The sequence below is a fragment of the Pseudomonas syringae pv. tomato str. DC3000 genome, assembly GCF_000007805.1.
GTDB classification, from domain to species: domain Bacteria; phylum Pseudomonadota; class Gammaproteobacteria; order Pseudomonadales; family Pseudomonadaceae; genus Aquipseudomonas; species Aquipseudomonas avellanae.
On sequence record NC_004578.1, the window covers coordinates 6,003,462 to 6,021,493 of the forward strand.

General features: G+C 59.9%; 16 protein-coding genes and 1 pseudogene. 4 read left to right on the top strand and 13 right to left on the bottom strand.

The genetic code is table 11. From position 1 onward, the window contains the following. Positions 1–74: 74 nt before the first annotated feature. The gene (locus PSPTO_RS27275) at positions 75–2,333 is read right to left on the bottom strand and encodes a heavy metal translocating P-type ATPase (protein ID WP_011105404.1); all 2,259 of its coding nucleotides are present in this window, start codon (positions 2,331–2,333) and stop codon (positions 75–77) included. Positions 2,334–2,418: 85 nt separating this feature from the next. Between PSPTO_RS27275 and cadR the strand changes: the two genes are divergently transcribed. Beyond that, entirely contained in the window at positions 2,419–2,865 is a 447-nt protein-coding gene (gene cadR, locus PSPTO_RS27280; protein ID WP_005768479.1) for a Cd(II)/Pb(II)-responsive transcriptional regulator, read from the top strand. Between the two features lie 21 nt (positions 2,866–2,886). On the opposite strand, the pseudogene PSPTO_RS27285 reads toward cadR, so the two are convergent. The 6 genes and pseudogenes from PSPTO_RS27285 to PSPTO_RS27310 form a co-directional block, all read right to left on the bottom strand. Next, a pseudogene (locus tag PSPTO_RS27285) lies at positions 2,887–3,102 on the bottom strand (hypothetical protein); the annotation flags it as partial. Between the two features lie 130 nt (positions 3,103–3,232). Then, entirely contained in the window at positions 3,233–3,430 is a 198-nt protein-coding gene (locus tag PSPTO_RS27290; RefSeq protein WP_010203904.1) for a hypothetical protein, read from the bottom strand. Between the two features lie 76 nt (positions 3,431–3,506). Then, positions 3,507–4,478: a thymidylate synthase gene (locus tag PSPTO_RS27295; RefSeq protein WP_011105406.1), complete on the bottom strand. Its 972-nt coding sequence runs from the start codon at positions 4,476–4,478 to the stop codon at positions 3,507–3,509. Between the two features lie 52 nt (positions 4,479–4,530). Further along, positions 4,531–5,343 carry a prolipoprotein diacylglyceryl transferase gene (gene lgt, locus PSPTO_RS27300; RefSeq protein ID WP_003382072.1) on the bottom strand — a complete coding sequence of 271 codons (813 nt, stop codon included), beginning with the start codon at positions 5,341–5,343 and terminating at the stop codon, positions 4,531–4,533. A gap of 363 nt (positions 5,344–5,706) precedes the next feature. Beyond that, positions 5,707–7,986 (bottom strand): phosphoenolpyruvate--protein phosphotransferase, encoded by a 2,280-nt coding sequence (gene ptsP, locus PSPTO_RS27305; protein ID WP_003382074.1) that lies wholly within the window; start codon positions 7,984–7,986, stop codon positions 5,707–5,709. A gap of 21 nt (positions 7,987–8,007) precedes the next feature. After that, on the bottom strand, positions 8,008–8,487 hold the full coding sequence (locus PSPTO_RS27310) for an RNA pyrophosphohydrolase (protein WP_002555745.1): 480 nt from the start codon (positions 8,485–8,487) through the stop codon (positions 8,008–8,010). 142 nt (positions 8,488–8,629) lie between these two features. On the opposite strand from PSPTO_RS27310, the gene PSPTO_RS27315 reads away from it, so the two are divergent. Continuing rightward, on the top strand, positions 8,630–9,286 hold the full coding sequence (locus PSPTO_RS27315; protein WP_011105407.1) for an HAD family hydrolase: 657 nt from the start codon (positions 8,630–8,632) through the stop codon (positions 9,284–9,286). 13 nt (positions 9,287–9,299) lie between these two features. Here PSPTO_RS27315 and PSPTO_RS27320 read toward each other — a convergent pair whose 3' ends face one another. Together PSPTO_RS27320 and ilvA are read right to left on the bottom strand one after the other, a co-directional pair. Next, positions 9,300–9,728 carry a DUF2269 family protein gene (locus PSPTO_RS27320; protein WP_011105408.1) on the bottom strand — a complete coding sequence of 143 codons (429 nt, stop codon included), beginning with the start codon at positions 9,726–9,728 and terminating at the stop codon, positions 9,300–9,302. A gap of 160 nt (positions 9,729–9,888) precedes the next feature. Then, positions 9,889–11,403 carry a threonine ammonia-lyase, biosynthetic gene (ilvA, locus tag PSPTO_RS27325; protein ID WP_010208255.1) on the bottom strand — a complete coding sequence of 505 codons (1,515 nt, stop codon included), beginning with the start codon at positions 11,401–11,403 and terminating at the stop codon, positions 9,889–9,891. Positions 11,404–11,580: 177 nt separating this feature from the next. Here ilvA and rpiA point away from each other — a divergent pair, with 177 nt between their 5' ends. Further along, positions 11,581–12,252: a ribose-5-phosphate isomerase RpiA gene (rpiA, locus tag PSPTO_RS27330; protein WP_007247432.1), complete on the top strand. Its 672-nt coding sequence runs from the start codon at positions 11,581–11,583 to the stop codon at positions 12,250–12,252. A 45-nt stretch (positions 12,253–12,297) separates the two neighbouring features. Here the strand turns inward: rpiA and PSPTO_RS27335 are convergent, their stop codons facing one another. From PSPTO_RS27335 to PSPTO_RS27350, 4 genes are all read right to left on the bottom strand, one after another. Next, the gene (locus PSPTO_RS27335) at positions 12,298–13,203 is read right to left on the bottom strand and encodes an SdiA-regulated domain-containing protein (protein ID WP_005767052.1); all 906 of its coding nucleotides are present in this window, start codon (positions 13,201–13,203) and stop codon (positions 12,298–12,300) included. A gap of 110 nt (positions 13,204–13,313) precedes the next feature. Continuing rightward, positions 13,314–14,246, bottom strand: a complete 933-nt coding sequence (locus PSPTO_RS27340) for an SdiA-regulated domain-containing protein (protein ID WP_011105411.1) — start codon at positions 14,244–14,246, stop codon at positions 13,314–13,316. A gap of 183 nt (positions 14,247–14,429) precedes the next feature. Continuing rightward, positions 14,430–15,095 carry a fumarylacetoacetate hydrolase family protein gene (locus tag PSPTO_RS27345; protein ID WP_003382082.1) on the bottom strand — a complete coding sequence of 222 codons (666 nt, stop codon included), beginning with the start codon at positions 15,093–15,095 and terminating at the stop codon, positions 14,430–14,432. Positions 15,096–15,162: 67 nt separating this feature from the next. After that, positions 15,163–16,557, bottom strand: coding sequence for an FAD-binding oxidoreductase (locus PSPTO_RS27350; protein ID WP_011105412.1), 1,395 nt, complete (start codon positions 16,555–16,557; stop codon positions 15,163–15,165). Between the two features lie 160 nt (positions 16,558–16,717). Between PSPTO_RS27350 and serA the strand changes: the two genes are divergently transcribed. Continuing rightward, positions 16,718–17,947 carry a phosphoglycerate dehydrogenase gene (gene serA, locus PSPTO_RS27355; RefSeq protein ID WP_003382085.1) on the top strand — a complete coding sequence of 410 codons (1,230 nt, stop codon included), beginning with the start codon at positions 16,718–16,720 and terminating at the stop codon, positions 17,945–17,947. Positions 17,948–18,032 lie beyond the last annotated feature (85 nt).

An 18,032-nucleotide genomic window follows, 5' to 3' on the forward strand; every position in this document is an offset into this window, starting at 1 on the left:
TTTATCGTTCCCATGCTCCGCGTGGGAATGCCGTTCTGGACGCTCCGCGTCCGCCCCTCAATGTTCCCGACTGATCACTTCTTGAGCAATCGCAAGCCGTTGAACACCACCAGCAGGCTCACGCCCATGTCGGCAAATACGGCCATCCACATGGTCGCCAGGCCCGCGAAGGTGATGCCGATGAACAGCACTTTGGTCGCGATGGCCAGGATAATGTTTTGCTTGAGCACCGCCGAGGTCTGACGGGACAGTCGAATGAACGTCGGGATTTTGCGCAGATCATCGTCCATCAGGGCGACATCTGCCGTTTCGATCGCCGTGTCAGTCCCCGCAGCCGCCATCGCAAAGCCAATCTCGGCCCGAGCCAGTGCCGGGGCATCGTTGATGCCGTCACCCACCATGCCCACGCGATGGTTGCGCGCGTAAAGCGCTTCGATGGCACTCAGTTTGTCGGCAGGCAGCAGGTTGCCCTGCGCTTCATCGATCCCGACCTGATCGGCAATTGCCTTGGCGGTGTGCGGGTTATCACCCGTCAGCATGACGGTCTTGATGCCCAGTTCATGCAACTGAGCAATGGCTTCACGGCTGGTTTCCTTCACGGTGTCGGCTACCGCAAACAGCGCGATCGGACCGGACGCATCCAGCAACAGCACTACAGTCTTGCCCTGCATTTCCAGCGCATCAAGCCTGGCTTCCAGCGCTGGCGAGCACAGGCCCAGCTCTTCGACCAAGCGGTGGTTGCCCAAATGGTACATCTGGCCGTTCACTTCGCCCTTCACGCCACGCCCGCCCAAGGCCTCAAACGCTGTGACCTCGTACAACGTCAGGCTGTTATCAGCGGCTTTGGCAATCGCCTGAGAAACAGGGTGATCGGAGCGCCCGGCAAGGCTCGCGGCAATCGCCGGCGCGCTTTCGGCGACTGTGGGGTCCAGCGGCACGTAATCGGTCTGCACCGGCTTGCCGTGGGTCAGGGTGCCGGTCTTGTCGAGGGCCAGGTAATCAAGCTTCTCGCCCATCTCCAGATAAACGCCGCCCTTGATCAGAATGCCTTTGCGCGCCGCTGCTGCCAGGCCGCTGACAATGGTCACCGGCGTAGAAATCACCAGCGCACACGGGCACGCGACGACCAGCAACACCAGCGCCCGGTAGATCCAGTCAAACCATTGCCCGCCAAAAAACAGCGGCGCAATCAGCGCCACGCCCAACGCGACAACGAACACTACTGGCGTATAGATGCGCGAGAAGCTGTCGACGAAACGCTGAGTCGGCGCGCGTGAACCCTGGGCCGCTTCCACCGCATGAATGATGCGCGCCAGCGTCGAATTGTTCGCCGCAGCGGTGACGCGATACTCCAGCGACCCTGCCTGGTTGATAGTGCCCGCGAAAACTTTATCGCCAATGGTTTTCTCGACCGGCAGGCTTTCACCCGTGATAGAGGCCTGATCAATGGTCGAGTTACCGGACACCACTTCACCATCCAGCCCGACCCGCTCACCCGGCTTTATCCTGACGATAGCGCCCAGTTCGACATTTTTGGCTTCAATTTCCTGCCAGCTGCCATCAGCCTGCTTCACGGTCGCCAGTTCCGGCGTCAGTTGCATCAGGCCGCTGATCGCGTTGCGGGCGCGGTCCAGGGATTTGGCTTCGATCAACTCGGCCACGGTAAACAGAAACATCACCATCGCCGCTTCAGGCCACTGACCGATCAGAATCGCGCCGGTCACCGCAATGCTCATCAGGGCATTGATGTTCAGGTTGAAGTTCTTAAGCGCGATCCAGCCCTTTTTATAGGTGGTCAACCCACAACTGAAGATCGACACCAACGCCAGCAGCGCAACGACCCAAGTCGGGCCGAGTGAAGCCAGATGGACCACTTCGGCACCCAGCGCTGTGACGCCGGACAATGCCAATGGCCACCAGTGTTTCGCCGGCGCAGGAACCGATGCAGCAGGCACAACACCCTCCTCGACCGGCTCGGCCTGCATGCCCAGCGAGCTGATGGCCTCGCGAATCGGATCGGTGGACGGCAGGTCATGCCAGACGCCCAGCAGGCGGTTGATCAGGTTGAACTCGAGCTTCTGCACACCGGCCAGCTTGCCGAGCTTGTTCTGGATCAGGGTCTGCTCGGTCGGGCAATCCATCGCTTCGATACGGAAGTTGCTCAAGCGGCTACCGGATGTCGGCGCGTCGGCAAACGTCACCACGGCAGGTTGCGCATCACTGGAGCAGCACGAATGCGCAGGCTCTGGGGATTTATGCTCGTGTTCGTGCGCCCCGTGATCATGGTCATGATCGTGGTCATGTGCGGAGGGATTCTTGATTGTCGTGCCCATTCGTTGTGCTCCAGGATTCTGCTTGTTGCCAAGTGAACACCCTGTAGCCACTATAGGGTCAAGCACTCAATCGAGATGAGCCCACATGAAAATCGGCGAACTGGCAAAACTGACCGATACCCAGGTCGAAACCATCCGTTATTACGAGCGCGAAGGCCTGCTGCCCGCCCCCGCCCGCAGTGATGGCAACTACCGGCTGTACACCCAGGCGCACATGGAACGCCTGTCGTTCATCCGCAATTGCCGCAGCCTGGACATGACCCTCGAAGAGATTCGCAACCTGCTCAACCTGCGCGACAGCCCGCAGGACCAGTGCGAAAGCGTCAATGCGCTGATCGACGAGCACATCGAACACGTCAACGCCCGCGTCGCGAGCCTGCAAGCGCTCCAGGAGCAACTGCTCGACCTGCGCCGCCGCTGCAGCGATGGCGTGGCGGACCACTGCGCGATACTGGAGAGGCTGGAAGTGACAGGCGCTGTTGCGGCGCCCGAGGGTGAGCCCTCGCATGTGGGCAGGAGTCATGGGCATTGAGGTGGGTTTGACACCTCTCGTTTAACGCTGCGCAGCCTGCACCACCGCCACAAGCTCAGTGATCGCCTTTACGAGCTGATCTTTGGCAGCTTTCTCTTTCGCAGCCTCTTCACCCGCCCGCTCAGAATCAACGCGCTTGAACGCTTCGCGTACTTCCTCGCTGAATACGCTGATCGAGACGATATTTTCCTGCCGAAAACCAATAGGCCTGAGCGGTGTATCGCTTGGATAATCGGTCGGACAGTAAGAAAAGCCCATAGGGCTGGCATCACAAAGGTCAGTAAACCTGACAAGGCATCGTGGGATCCTTCAGGCACACCAAAAAACCGCTGACGAGTAGTGGCAACAGAAGTAAAAAAGCCATTTATCAGGATTCGTTTTGCGCAGTGACCAGTTTTTTAGCCTTGTCGCGGGAGGAGCGAACCAAATCTTCGATTTCTTTGGCGTCCATGGACATGCGACCACCCCTTACCACAAGAGTGTCGATGCTCTTGATTGCCTGCATGAGGGCCGCGTCTTCAGCCTTCTTCGTATCACTACGATGTCCAATCCGATTGAAAAACATAGTCGATTCCATTGAACAGGGTCAGGGGGGGTGCGCTGAAACTATAGCACAGCGCTAGATTCGCTCTCTTACGGGCTCAGACCGCCATCGGCGCAGTCATCGCCGGGTGATGCTGATAGCCTTCCAGCGAAAAGTCCGACGGCTCGATCAGCTCCAGCCATTCAGGCTGATAAACGCCGGTCTTGGCAAACTCCGGCACGCGGTCGGAGATCACCAGTTTTGGCATCGGGTACGGCTCGCGGGTCATTTGCTCGTTGAGCATGTCCAGGTGGTTCTCGTACACATGGGCATCGCCGATGAAGTAGGTGAACCAGCGCGGCGTGTAGCCGGTCAGGCGGCCGATGAGGCTCAGCAGCGCGGCGCCTTCGGTCAGGTTGAACGGCGTGCCGAGGCCCAGGTCGTTGGAGCGGATGTACAGGGTCAGGGAGATTTCGCGGGTCTGCGGGTTGGGGTGCAGCTGGTACAGCAGATGGCATGGCGGCAGGGCCATTTCATCGAGCTGGGCGCAGTTCCAGCCGTGGAACAGGATGCGGCGGCTGCCTGGGTCATTGATGATGGTGTCGATGCACTGGCGAATCTGGTCGATGGCCTTGTACAGCACCACGAACGACTGGCCGTCTTCTTCCGATTCGGCAATCTGGCGATAACCCTGACCGAGTGCCAGTTCGATGGCGGCGACGTTGCCCGTGTCGATGCGCTTGTACGCTGGCCATTTGCGCCATTGCACGCCGTAGATCTCGCCCAGATCGTCTTCGCCCTTGCGGAACGGATTGTTCAGCCACTGGGCGTTTTCGTTGGCGTTCTGGTCCCAGACCTTGCAGCCCAGTTCGCGGAATTCGGCGGCATTGCTCACGCCACGCAAGAAACCGACCATCTCGCCAATAGCCGATTTGAACGCCATGCGCCGTGTGGTGATCGCCGGAAAACCTTCCTGCAAGTCGTAACGCAGCATGGCACCCGGAAAGCTGATGGTGTTCACGCCGGTACGGTTGGCTTGCAAGGTGCCGTGCTTGATCACGTGGGCGACCAGTTCCAGATATTGCTTCATAAATCACCTGCGTTGTTGAACGCGCCGGGCATCGTGACCCGGCGGTTCGGTGTTAAACCGCTGCCTTGCTGGCAGCCGGGTCGCGCTTGTAGGCCAGCCAGATCAGGAACAGACCAGCGATGATCATCGGCAGGCTGAGGATCTGACCCATGGTGACCCAGCCCCATGCCAGATAGCCCAGCTGGGCATCAGGAACGCGGACGAATTCGACCACAAAGCGGAAGATGCCGTAGAACAGCGCGAACATGCCGGAAACGGCCATAGTCGGGCGCGGCTTGCGGGCGTACAGATTGAGAATGATGAACAGTGCCACGCCTTCCAGTGCGAACTGATACAGCTGCGACGGGTGGCGCGCCAACTGTGCAGGGTCGCTGAATGGCGGGAAGACCATTGCCCACGGCACGTCGGTCGGCTTGCCCCACAGTTCGGCATTGATAAAGTTGCCGATCCGCCCGGCACCCAGGCCGATTGGCACCAATGGGGCGACAAAATCCATCAACTGGAAGAAGCTTTTGCCGTTACGCTTGCCGAACCACCAGGCCGCGATCATGACCCCGACAAAGCCGCCGTGGAACGCCATGCCGCCCTTCCAGACCTCGAATATCAACAGAGGATTGGCGATGTAGGCAGACAGGTCGTAGAACAGCACATAGCCCAACCGCCCACCGACGATCACGCCCATGGCCAGCCAGAAAATCAGATCGGAGAGTTTTTCCTTGGTCCAGGTCGGGTCGAACTTATTCAGACGACGCGACGCGAGCAGCCAGGCGCCACCGATGCCGACCAGGTACATCAAACCGTACCAGTGAATTTGCAGCGGGCCGATAGCGACGGCTACCGGGTCAATCTGCGGGTAAGGCAGCATTGCGACTCCTCAATTGGAACGCCCTTGCGAGCGACTGAATCAGGCGCGCATGTTACCGGAGCCCGGCAGGATGCTCTAGCGGCGACCGATGGAAGCTGGCTGAACGAAGTGAAAAAAGATCCGCCTGATGTGTCTGACTTTCAACTATCGTGCGACGCTCTGCGTCGGCATGCCGTTCTGGACGCTCTGCGTCCGGTATTGAAACAGGCGGCGCGTGGGTGAGAGTGACCGGGGGCGGCGATCCGCATTGTTCACAAACAGGTCGGTACAGCCAATGAAGATTTGCTGAACAATGGTCATCGCTCCCACGCTCCGCGTGGTAGCGCCTTTCTGGACGCTCTGCGTCCGGTCCTGCAAGCGCAGCTAGTGCCCTTTGACCGAGCCCGGGTTGATCATCCGCGACAGACCGAGGTTTTTCAGTGCCAGTTGCAGGGAGCTGCTGATGACTTGCGGGTTGTCGTTGGTCATCAGTTGCGCCAGCAACTCCTTGGCCTTGCTGAGGTTGATCTGGCGCAGCATCCACTTCACTTTCGGCAGGTTGGTGGCGTTCATCGACAGGCTGTCGAAGCCCATCGCCATGAGCAGCACGGCGGCTGCCGGGTCGCCGGCCATTTCGCCGCAGATGCTCACCGGCTTGCCCTCGGCGTGGGCATCACGCACCACGCTTTGCAGCGCCTGAAGCACCGCCGGGTGCAGGTAATCGTAGAGATCGGCCACACGCGGGTTGTTGCGGTCGACCGCCAGCAGGTATTGGGTCAGGTCGTTGGAGCCCACCGAGAGGAAGTCCACCTGCCGCGCCAGGTCACGAGTCTGGTAAACCGCAGCGGGTACTTCGATCATCACGCCGACAGGCGGCATCGGCACATCGGTGCCTTCGTCGCGCACTTCGCCCCAGGCCCGGTGGATCAGGTGCAGCGCCTCTTCCACTTCATGGGTGCTGGAAATCATCGGCAACAGAATGCGCAGGTTGTTCAGGCCTTCGCTGGCCTTGAGCATGGCGCGGGTCTGAACCAGAAAGATTTCCGGGTGGTCGAGGGTGACGCGAATACCGCGCCAGCCGAGAAACGGGTTGTCTTCCTTGATCGGGAAGTAGGACAGCGACTTGTCGCCGCCGATGTCCAGGCTGCGCATGGTCACCGGCAGCGGATGGAAGGCCGCCAGTTGCTCGCGGTAGATCGCCAGCTGTTCCTTTTCACTCGGGAAACGCTGGTTGATCATGAACGGCACTTCGGTGCGATACAGGCCAACCCCTTCGGCGCCACGCTGCTGGGCGCGAGCGACGTCGGCTAGCAGACCGGTGTTGACCCACAGCGGCATGCGATGCCCGTCGAGGGTCACGCACGGCAATTCGCGCAGGGCATCCAGGCCCTGAGAGAGCTGACGCTCCTCCTCCACCACCTTGCCGAACTGCTTACGCATGATTTCGCTGGGGTTGGTGAAGACTTCGCCGTGATAGCCGTCGACCACAAGATCGATGCCATCGACCTTGGAGTACGGGAAATCCACCAGGCCCATGACCGTGGGAATACCCATCGCCCGCGCCAGAATCGCGACGTGGGAGTTGCCGGAACCTTGCACCGACACCAGACCGACCAGCTTGCCTTCCGGCACTTCGCCAAGCATGGCCGGGGTCAGCTCTTCACTGACCAGAATCGTGTTATCGGGGTAAACCAGTGCCTGTTGCCGCTCTTCCTGCAGGTACGCCAGCAGGCGGCGGCCCAGGTCCTTGACGTCCGAGGCCCGCTCACGCAGGTAAGCATCGTCCATCAGCTCAAAGCGTTTGACGTGCTCGCTGACCACCGAGCGCAAGGCACCTTGTGCCCATTCGCCGGTCTTGATGACATTGGTCACCTCGCTGCCCAGCGAAGCATCGTCGAGCATCATCAGGTAGACATCGAACAGCGCGCGCTCTTCGGGGCGCAGTTGCGTGGCGAGCTTGGCGGACAGGGTGCGCATGTCGTTGCGCACACCTTCCAGTGCATTCTGGAACAGCGTCAGCTCGGCAGCGATATCCGTGACGGTCTTGTCCGGGACAACTTCCAGATCGGCAGGCGGCAGCATGACCACTGCGACACCGACTGCGGCACCCGGCGAGCCGGCCACACCGACAAACTTGGCTTCCTGAATGCCCTTGCCCTGGCGACCCAGACCGCGAATCGAGCCGGTGGCTTCGGCATGCGCGATAACGCCCGCCAGTTGCGCACTCATGGTGACAAGGAAGGCTTCCTCGCCCTCGTCGAACTGACGGCGCTCCTTTTGCTGGATCACCAATACGCCAACCACACGACGATGGTGGATGATCGGCGCCCCCAGGAACGAGGCATAACGCTCTTCACCGGTCTCGGCGAAGTAGCGATAACGGGGGTGATCAGCGGCGTTTTCGAGGTTTAGAGGTTCTTCGCGCGTACCGACCAGACCAACAAGGCCTTCGTTCGGCGCCATGCTGACTTTGCCGATGGAACGCTTGTTGAGGCCTTCGGAGGCCATCAGCACAAAACGGTTCACTTCGGCATCGAGCAGGTAGACCGAGCAGACCTGGCTGCCCATGGCCTCCTTGACGCGCAACACAATAATGCCCAACGCCGCCTTGAGATCCTTGGCGGAGTTAACTTCCTGGACGATCTTGCGCAGCGTATTGAGCATGGCTCGGGGTCGAACTCCGTGTCAGTCGCGCGATAACAGGCGCGGGGCAAGCTCTTTGAGTGCGCGTCGATACACCTCGCGCTTGAATGTCACCACCTGGCCCAACGGATACCAATAACTGACCCAGCGCCAGCCATCGAACTCCGGTTTGCCGGTCAAATCCATCCGCACCCGCTGCTCGTTGGAGATCAGGCGCAGGAGAAACCATTTTTGCTTCTGGCCGATACACAGCGGCTGGCTGTGCGTACGGACCAATCGTTGCGGCAGACGATAACGCAACCAGCCCCGAGTGCAGGCAAGTATTTGCACATCATGCCGTTCAAGCCCGACTTCTTCGTTCAATTCACGATAAAGCGCGTCTTCAGGCGTCTCCTGCGGGTTGATTCCACCCTGGGGAAACTGCCAGGCATCCTGGTTAATACGTCGAGCCCATAGGACCTGACCAGCATCGTTTGTCAGAATAATCCCGACATTAGGACGGAAACCATCGGGGTCGATCACGGCAACAACCTCGCAAACGCATGTCGCCGCATTGTTCCACAAAGGCGATCAAACCAGCAACGAGGCTTAGCACCTTATGTGAAGACTTGTGAAAACCTCGTATTCTGGGGCTCTTTTTTCAACTATTTCAGCGAGTAACCCTATGCGCCTGGCTTTATTCGACCTCGACAACACGCTTCTGGGCGGCGACAGCGATCACGCCTGGGGCGATTACCTGTACCAGCGTGGCATCCTCGATGCCGCCACGTACAAAAGCCGCAACGACGAGTTTTATCAGGATTACCTGGCCGGTACGCTGAACATGACCGACTACCTGAATTTTACGCTGGAGATTCTGGGCAACACTGACATGGCGCAACTGCAGGAGTGGCACCGCGAGTTCATGCGCGACTGCATCGAGCCGATCATGCTGCCCAAGGCGCTGGAGCTGATCGCCAAACACCGCGAGGCCGGCGACAAACTGGTGGTGATTACTGCGACCAATCGCTTTGTGACGGCACCGATCGTGGCGCGCCTGGGGATTGAAACGCTGCTGGCGACCGAGTGCGAGATGGTTGACGGGCGCTACACCGGCCGCACGACGGGCGTTCCATGCTTCCGTGAGGGTAAGGTGACACGTCTCAATCAGTGGCTGGAAGACAATGCGTTCAGCCTTGAAGACAGCTATTTCTACAGCGACTCGATGAATGACCTGCCGCTGCTGGAGCAGGTCGCCAACCCGGTCGCGGTAGACCCGGACGCCAGACTGCGTGCAGAAGCCGAGCAGCGCGGCTGGCCGGTGATTACCCTGCGCAGTTGATCCGCGAAAGCGTTCAGGCCGGCTTGAAGCCCATCAGACCGGCCATTGCCACAAAGCACACGACGCTGATCACGGTCAGCGCCAGGGTAAAGCCTCGTTTGCTTTTGGTAACACCAAGGCGCAACCGATTGAGCCTGAGCACCAGCCAGCCCCAACTGCACAACCCGACCGTGTAAAGCACGCTGCTGCCCAGCACCCAGGTCTGGCCCAAAGACAACCCTTTCAGGTGCACCAGCCACCAGCCGCTGAACGGCAGCGTCGCCAGACACACGGCCATCAGCACCCAGAAAAACAGCAGCGGCCGCATGAGCAGGCGATTCTGGATGGTCGCGTCACCTTCAAGACGAACCTTGATCACCCCGCTGGCCAACACCAGGGCGCTGATCAACAGAAGCGTGAGGGCGGTGATGTGCAGGGTGTTGAGGGCGGTGATGGGTTCCATTACGCGGTGTTCCTCTGGAATCGGGCTTGAGTGAGTTTAGCAGTGTGGGCACAAGGGTCGCGCCTTAAGAGCTATCGTGCCCATGCTCCGCGTGGGTATGCCGGTCTGGACGCTCTGCGTCCTCTTGTGACGCGGAGCGTGAGGAACGAGAAATCTCCCCTCAGCCCAAAAACAGCCGATACGCCGGGTTCTCGCTCTCGTCCCAATACCGATAACCAATCTCGTCCAGCGCCGCGCCCACCAAGTGCCGCTCTTCCTCGGGCACCACCAGACCCGCCACCACCCGGCCATCCGCTGCCCCGTGGTTGCGGTAGTGGAACATCGAGATGGTCCAGCGCCCGCCCAGCCGGTTGAGGAAGTTGAACAGCGCGCCCGGCCTCTCCGGGAACTCGAAACGCAGCACCACCTCATCGTTGACCCGCTCGGCATGCCCGCCAACCATGTGGCGGATGTGCAGTTTGGCCAGTTCGTTGTCGGTCAGGTCCAGCACCGGAAAACCCTGCCCGGTGAGACTGGCGACCAGCGCGCTGCGTGGGTCGTTCTCCGGGTGAGTCTGCACGCCGACGAAGATATGGGCTTCACGGTCGGTGTGGTAGCGGTAGTTGAATTCAGTGATCTGGCGCTTGCCGATGGCTTCGCAGAACGCCTTGAAACTGCCCGGCTGCTCGGGAATGGTCACGGCAATGATCGCCTCGCGGCCTTCGCCCAGTTCGGCACGCTCGGCCACGTGGCGCAGGCGGTCAAAGTTGACGTTGGCGCCGGAGTCGATGGCCACCAGCGTCTGGCCGGTCACGCCGCGCTGCTCGACGTACTTCTTGATGCCTGCAACACCCAGCGCACCCGCAGGCTCGGTGATCGAGCGGGTGTCGTCGTAGATGTCCTTGATCGCCGCGCAGATCTCGTCGGTGCTGACGGTGATCACTTCATCGACGTAATGACGGCACACTTCAAAGGTGTGATAACCGATCTGCGCCACCGCCACGCCGTCGGCAAACAGCCCGACCTGGCTCAACACCACGCGCTCGCCCGCCGCCATCGCCGCTTGCAGACAGTTGGAGTCGTCGGGCTCGACGCCGATGACCTTGATCTCAGGCCGCAGGTATTTCACGTACGCTGCAATCCCTGCAATCAAGCCGCCGCCACCGACCGGCACAAAGATCGCGTCCAGCTTCCCCGGCTGCTGACGGAGGATTTCCATCGCCACGGTGCCTTGCCCGGCAATGGTGTCGGGGTCGTCATACGGATGGATGTAGACGAAGCCTTGTTGCTCGACCAGTTTCAGCGAATAGGCCAGCGCTTCAGGGAAGGAATCGCCGTGCAACACCACCGTGGCACCGCGGGAACGCACCCCTTCGACCTTGATTTCCGGGGTGGTGCGCGGCATGACGATGGTGGCCAGAATGCCCAGCTCTTTCGCCGCCAGCGCCAGGCCCTGGGCGTGATTGCCCGCCGAGGCCGTGACCACGCCGCGTGCGGCCTCTTCTGCGGTCAATTGGGCGAGCTTGTTGTACGCGCCGCGAATCTTGAAGGAGAACACCGGCTGCAAATCTTCGCGCTTGAGCAGCACCTGATTGCCCAGCCGCTCGGACAGCTGACGAGCGCCGTGCAGCGGGGTTTCGACCGCTACGTCGTAGACGCGCGAGGTGAGGATTTTCTTGACGTATTGTTCAAGCATCGGGGGCGGCATCACTGACGAAGCGGGCAAGGTCGGGAAGTCTACCCTGCGTGCCGAAAGACGACCATACGAATGACAAGGCTTTACGGTGCAGTCGCCGCTATAATGCGGGCCTTTTTGCGTCCCGCCTTTTCCAGAAACCTCTCATTTACCTACATCAGGCACCGTGGAGTCCGCATGACCCAGGATCAACTCAAACAGGCAGTCGCCCAAGCCGCTGTCGATTTCATCCTTCCAAAGCTCGACGACAAGAGCATTGTGGGCGTCGGCACCGGTTCCACAGCCAACTGCTTCATTGATGCACTGGCCAAACACAAGGGTGCGTTCGACGGCGCAGTCGCCAGCTCCGAAGCCACCGCTGCACGCCTCAAGGGCCACGGTATTCCGGTCTATGAGCTGAACACCGTCAGCGACCTGGAGTTCTACGTCGATGGCGCCGATGAAAGCGACGAGCATCTGAACCTGATCAAGGGCGGCGGTGCAGCGCTGACTCGCGAGAAGATCGTCGCGGCAGTGGCCAAGACCTTCATCTGCATCGCCGACGGCAGCAAGCTGGTGCCAGTGCTGGGCGCATTCCCGCTGCCGGTTGAAGTTGTGCCGATGGCGCGCAGCCACGTTGCGCGGCAACTGGTGAAGCTGGGCGGCGACCCGGTCTACCGTGAAGGCGTGCTGACCGACAACGGCAATATCATCATCGACGTGCACAATATGAGCATCACCAACCCGGTAGAGCTGGAAGCGAGCATCAACGCCATCGTCGGCGTGGTCACCAACGGCCTGTTCGCCGCTCGCCCGGCTGACCTGCTGCTGCTGGGCACCGCCGAAGGCGTGAAGACCCTAACACGCTGATGCACCCGGCCATGCCCACGCAAAGTGGGCATGCGCCTCAACGACTCAAGGCTTGCGGAACACGTAGAACAGGTTCGGCTCGCTCACCAGATACAACGTCCCTTCGTCGTCCATGGCCATGCCTTCGGCCTGTGGCACGCTCTTGCTCAACCCCATATCGCCTTCTTTCAGCGAGCCACTGCCAATCGGCCGCCCCGTGGTGTCGAGTTCCAGAATCCGTTTCGACTCATCGGACAGCGCCAGCAGGTGACCGCTCACTTCATCGAATTGCAGGCTGGAAAGATCACGCACGGAAAGCTTGCCGTCGCGCTTGCCGTCGGTGATGACCTGAAGATTGCCCGGCGCATCGGCATTGACTCGGGGAAAGCCACGCACCTCGATGATCTGCACCGGATCGCGCTCGCGGGCGACAAACAGGCGCTTGCCACGCGAATCATAGGCCAGCCCTTCGTAGCCCTTGTTGCCGCTGGCCGTCAGCCCCAGCGTCAGCTGCTCGGCATCGGCGGCGTTCAGGCTTTTTGTGCTGTCATCGACGTGAATCTGAATCAGCCGTAACTGACGCTCGTCACTGATCACGTAAACGCCGGGGCTGATGTATTCGACCGCTTCGGCATCACCAAAACCCACCAGCGCAATACGCCGCAGCACGCGACCGTCCAGGCTCAGCTCGACAAGCTCGGGGTTCTGGTTGGTCACGGTGAACAGGCTTTTGCGGTCCGGGTCGAAGCTCAGGCCCGAGACATCGTCCTCAAGCCCGTTGATGACCTGACCTTCTGTCACAGCGCGATACTGATCAAGGCCAATGGCCTCAAGCGAGTCGGATTGCCAGAACACTTGCCAGTCGAACAGCACGCGTTCCACATAGCGGTATCGCTCATTGGCGAGCATGAACAGCCCGGCCAACGGAACAAGGGCAATGAGCAGGAGTAAAGAGCGGGTAGAGCGGCGCATTGAGGTGACTCGGGCAAGTTGAGCGGGCGGCATTGATACCACGCCATTCTGAAAGCAAGCTTAATGGCGTAGTGCTATTTGATTACCAGTTATGTGGTTGCCGTCCTGGCTTACTGCTTGCGAAACGAATAGAACAGGTTCGGCTCGCTGACCATGTACAGCGTCCCGGCCTCATCCAGCGCAACACCTTCTGCGCGAGGAATCGTATCTTTCAAGCCATTCATGCCACCCAGCAGGGTCATGAAGCTGACCTGATTACCCTGCTCGTCCACTTCCAGCAGCATGTGCGAATCTGCTGAAAGCGCCAGCATGTGGCCGGTGCGCGGATCGATGCTCAGTGACGACAGGTTGCGCATGTCCAGAGCGCGACTCAAAAGGCTCTGCTTGTCGCCCTTGAGCACGTTGCTGCCGTCGCTCTTCCAGGTGTACAACGCTGGCGGACGCTCTTCGCCCAGCAGCAGTTGCTGACGACGCGGGTCCCAGGCGACGCCCTCGAAACCCTTGTTCTTGTTGGCCGACGTGCCCAGCTCGTAGTGAGGGAAGTCTGCAATGTTCAGGGTGGTGGTATCGGCTGTCACCTTGACAATAGTCAGCTGATGTTGACGTTCGTCGGTGATAGCAATAAGCCCGTCATTCATGACGGCCACGCCTTCCGGATTGCTCCAGCCGACCAGCGGAATCTTGCGCAGCACGTCGCCCTTGAGCGTCAATTCCACCAGAAACGCATTCTTGCCCATGACCGCGAACAGCGTTTTGCTGATCGGGTTATAAGAAAGGTCCGAAGCCTCGTCTTTTTCCATGCCTGGCAACGCTTTGGCATCGATCTCTACATGATAGTCCGGCAACCAGATACTTGCGCTGCGCTCTTCGTTGCTCTCGAACCTTTCCTTGAGCCAAAGCAGCCCGCGATCATCCCAATGCATGATGTGAGACAGGCCATAGCCCAGCAAGATGAACAGCAGCAGCCACCAATACCAACGCAGGGTGCGTATCCAGGCGAAGCGTTTTTTAGCGCGAGGCGGCGTTGAGGCAGGAAGGGCCATTCAAGTGTTCCTGAGCAGGTGAGACTTCATGACGACACGGGTGCCCGTGAAGGGCCGGCAGGATTATCCAGAGCGGGTGTGAAAAAAACGCAAAATCGACTGAACTATCAACTACCCCACAAACAAAAGCCACCCGGGAATGATCCCGCGTGGCTTTGGCTACTGCATGAAACGGCTGCGCTGTCAGCGAACGACGCTGGTGAATGGCGTTTGACCGGTCAGTTCCAGAACGATTTCGTCACCGGCTTCAAACGGCCCCACGCCAGCAGGCGTACCGGTCATGATCAGGTCACCGGCCTGCAACGAGAAGTTGGCCGCCATGTGCTGAATCATCGGCACGATGGGGTTGAGCATCAGGCTGCTGTTGCCGTCCTGCACCACTTTGCCGTTGATGGTCAGACGAATGCCGATGTCTGTCAGGTCCGTGAAGGTGCCAGCCGGGACGAATGGAGGGATCACCGCAGCGCCGTCGAAGCACTTGGCCAGTTCCCACGGCAGGCCTTTCTCGCGCAGACGGGACTGCACGTCACGCAGGGTCAGGTCCAGGCCGGGTGCAAAGCCGCTGATCGCGTCGAGCACTTCTTCGCGGGACGGATTCTTGCTCAGGGGCTTGCCGATCAACACCACAATCTCGGCTTCGTAATGCACCGAGCCACGATCGGCCGGGATGGTGAAACCGCCTTCCAGTGCAACTACCGCACTGCCAGGCTTCATGAACAGCAGCGGCTCGGTGGGCACCGGGTTGCCCAATTCCTTGGCGTGCTCGGCATAGTTGCGGCCGATGCAGACCACTTTGCCCAGCGGGAAGTGAATGCTCGTTCCATCGACATATTTGTGCTGGTAGCTCATGACGTCTCCTCAGTCTGATAAGTGTGGCGTGGCTGTTTTAGCGTGGCGGTACACGGTACGGCAGGGATCAAACGGCGAATATCTTTCCGGGGTTCATGATGCCGTTGGGGTCGAAGACCGCTTTCAACGCCTTCATGTACTCGATTTCCACCGGCGAGCGACTGTACGTCAGGTAATCGCGTTTGGTCATCCCGACGCCATGCTCGGCAGAAATCGAGCCGTTGTACTTTTCTACGGTCTCGAACACCCATTTGTTGACCCGCGCACATTTGACGAAGAACTCGTCCTTGTCGAGGTTTTCAGGCTTGAGGATGTTCAGGTGCAGGTTGCCGTCGCCGATATGGCCGTACCAGAGCACTTCGAAGTCCGGGTAGTACTCGGCAACGATGGCGTCGATTTCAGCGAGAAATTCCGGCACTTTCGAGACCGAGACCGAGATGTCGTTCTTGTACGGGGTGAAGTGCGAGATGGTCTCGGAGATGTATTCGCGCAGCTTCCACAGGTTGCGCAGCTGCTGCTCGCTTTGGCTCATGACCCCGTCCAGCACCCAGCCCTGCTCGACGCAATGCTCAAAGGTCGCCAGCGCCTGATCGGCAAGGTCTTCGGTGGTCGCTTCAAATTCCAGCAGCACATAGAACGGGCAAGGCGTATCAAAGGGTGACGGCACATCGCCGCGCGCCATGACCCGGGCGAAAGACTTGTCGGAGAAGAATTCGAAGGCTGTCAGGTCGAGCTTGCCGTGGAAGGCATGCAACACAGGCATGATCGAGTTGAAATCGGTGGTACCCAACACCATCGCAGTGAGGTTTTTCGGCGCGCGGTCGAGGCGCATGGTGGCTTCGACCACGAACCCCAGCGTGCCTTCGGCACCGATGAACAACTGCCGCAGGTCGTAACCGGTGGCGTTCTTGATCAGGTCCTTGTTCAGTTCAAGCAGGTCGCCCTTGCCGGTGACCACTTTGAGGCCAGCCACCCAGTTGCGGGTCATACCGTAGCGAATGACCTTGATCCCGCCCGCATTGGTGCCGATATTGCCGCCGATCTGGCTGGAGCCCGACGAGGCAAAGTCGACCGGGTAATAAAGGCCGTTGTCTTCGGCCAGCGCCTGCAACTGCCGGGTGATCACGCCCGGCTGGCAAACTGCCGTACGGTCGGTGAGATTCAGTTCCAGCACCTGGTTCATGTAATCGAATGACACCACCACTTCACCGTTGGCCGCCACCGCTGCCGCAGACAACCCGGTGCGCCCGCCAGACGGCACCAGCGCGACCAGACGCTCATTGGCCCAGCGCACAATGGCCTGAACCTGCTCGGTGGTCTTGGGAAACACGATAGCCAGCGGCGCGGGGGTGAACTGCCTGGTCCAGTCCTTGCCGTAGGTCTCCAGAGAACCGGCATCAGTCAGCACCTTGCCGGGGTCAGCCAGGGCTTGCAGCTCATCAATCAAAGCGGGATGGGTCATCGACTCAACTCTCGGACAATTCATGGGCATCCTGAGAACGGTTCACGTTCTGGAATGAGGTTTCGCGGGGCTCATATGCTAGCATACGCCCCCCGCGAGTCGTGCCCAGAGCCGATCCGGGCACCCCTGCCAATTTTCTTCGGGACACAGGTTTACGCAGATGAGCAAGACTTCCCTCGACAAGAGCAAGATCAAGTTCCTTCTTCTCGAAGGCGTCCATCAATCCGCTGTCGACGTCCTCAAGGCAGCCGGCTACACCAGCATCGAGTACCACACCAAGTCTCTGCCGGAAGCCGAACTGAAGGAAAAGATCGCCGACGCTCACTTTATCGGTATCCGCTCCCGCACCCAACTGACCGAAGAGCTGTTCGATAGCGCCAAGAAACTGGTCGCAGTGGGCTGCTTCTGCATCGGCACCAATCAGGTTGACCTCAACGCAGCGCGCGAACGCGGTATTGCGGTGTTCAACGCGCCTTACTCCAATACCCGTTCGGTTGCCGAACTGGTGCTGGCCGAGGCGATTCTGCTGTTGCGCGGCATCCCGGAAAAGAACGCGTCCTGCCACCGTGGCGGCTGGATCAAGAGCGCGGCCAACTCCTTCGAGATCCGTGGCAAGAAGCTCGGCATCGTCGGCTACGGCTCGATCGGCACGCAATTGTCAGTGCTGGCTGAAGGCCTGGGCATGCAGGTGTATTTCTACGACACGCTGACCAAGTTGCCACTGGGCAACGCCACTCAGGTTTCCAGCCTGAACGAGCTGCTGGGCATGTCCGACATCGTCACGCTGCACGTTCCGGAAACCACCGAAACCCAGTGGATGATCGGCGAGAAAGAAATCCGCGCGATGAAAAAGGGCAGCATCCTGATCAACGCCGCGCGCGGCACAGTCGTCGAACTGGATGCCCTGGCTGACGCGATCAAGGACAAACACCTGATCGGAGCCGCCATTGACGTGTTCCCGGTCGAGCCACGCTCGAACGACGACATCTTTGAAAGCCCGCTGCGTGGCCTGGACAACGTGATCCTGACCCCGCACATCGGTGGTTCCACTGCCGAGGCGCAGGCCAACATTGGTCTGGAAGTGGCAGAAAAGCTGGTCAAGTACAGCGACAACGGTACGTCGGTGTCCTCGGTCAACTTCCCGGAAGTGGCGCTGCCTGCGCACCCAGGCAAACACCGCCTGCTGCACATCCACGAAAACATCCCGGGCGTACTCAGCGAGATCAACAAGGTCTTCGCCGAAAACGGCATCAACATCTCCGGTCAGTTCTTGCAGACCAACGAGAAAGTCGGCTACGTGGTGATCGACGTTGACGCCGAGTACTCGGACCTGGCACAGGCCAAGCTGCAACACATCAAAGGCACCATCCGCAGCCGCGTGTTGTTCTGATCCGAGCGTTCTGACCAGAGTGCCCATGCACTGCATGGGTACTCGCCCCTCAAGATCGGACGCAGAGCGTCCGGAACGGCATGCC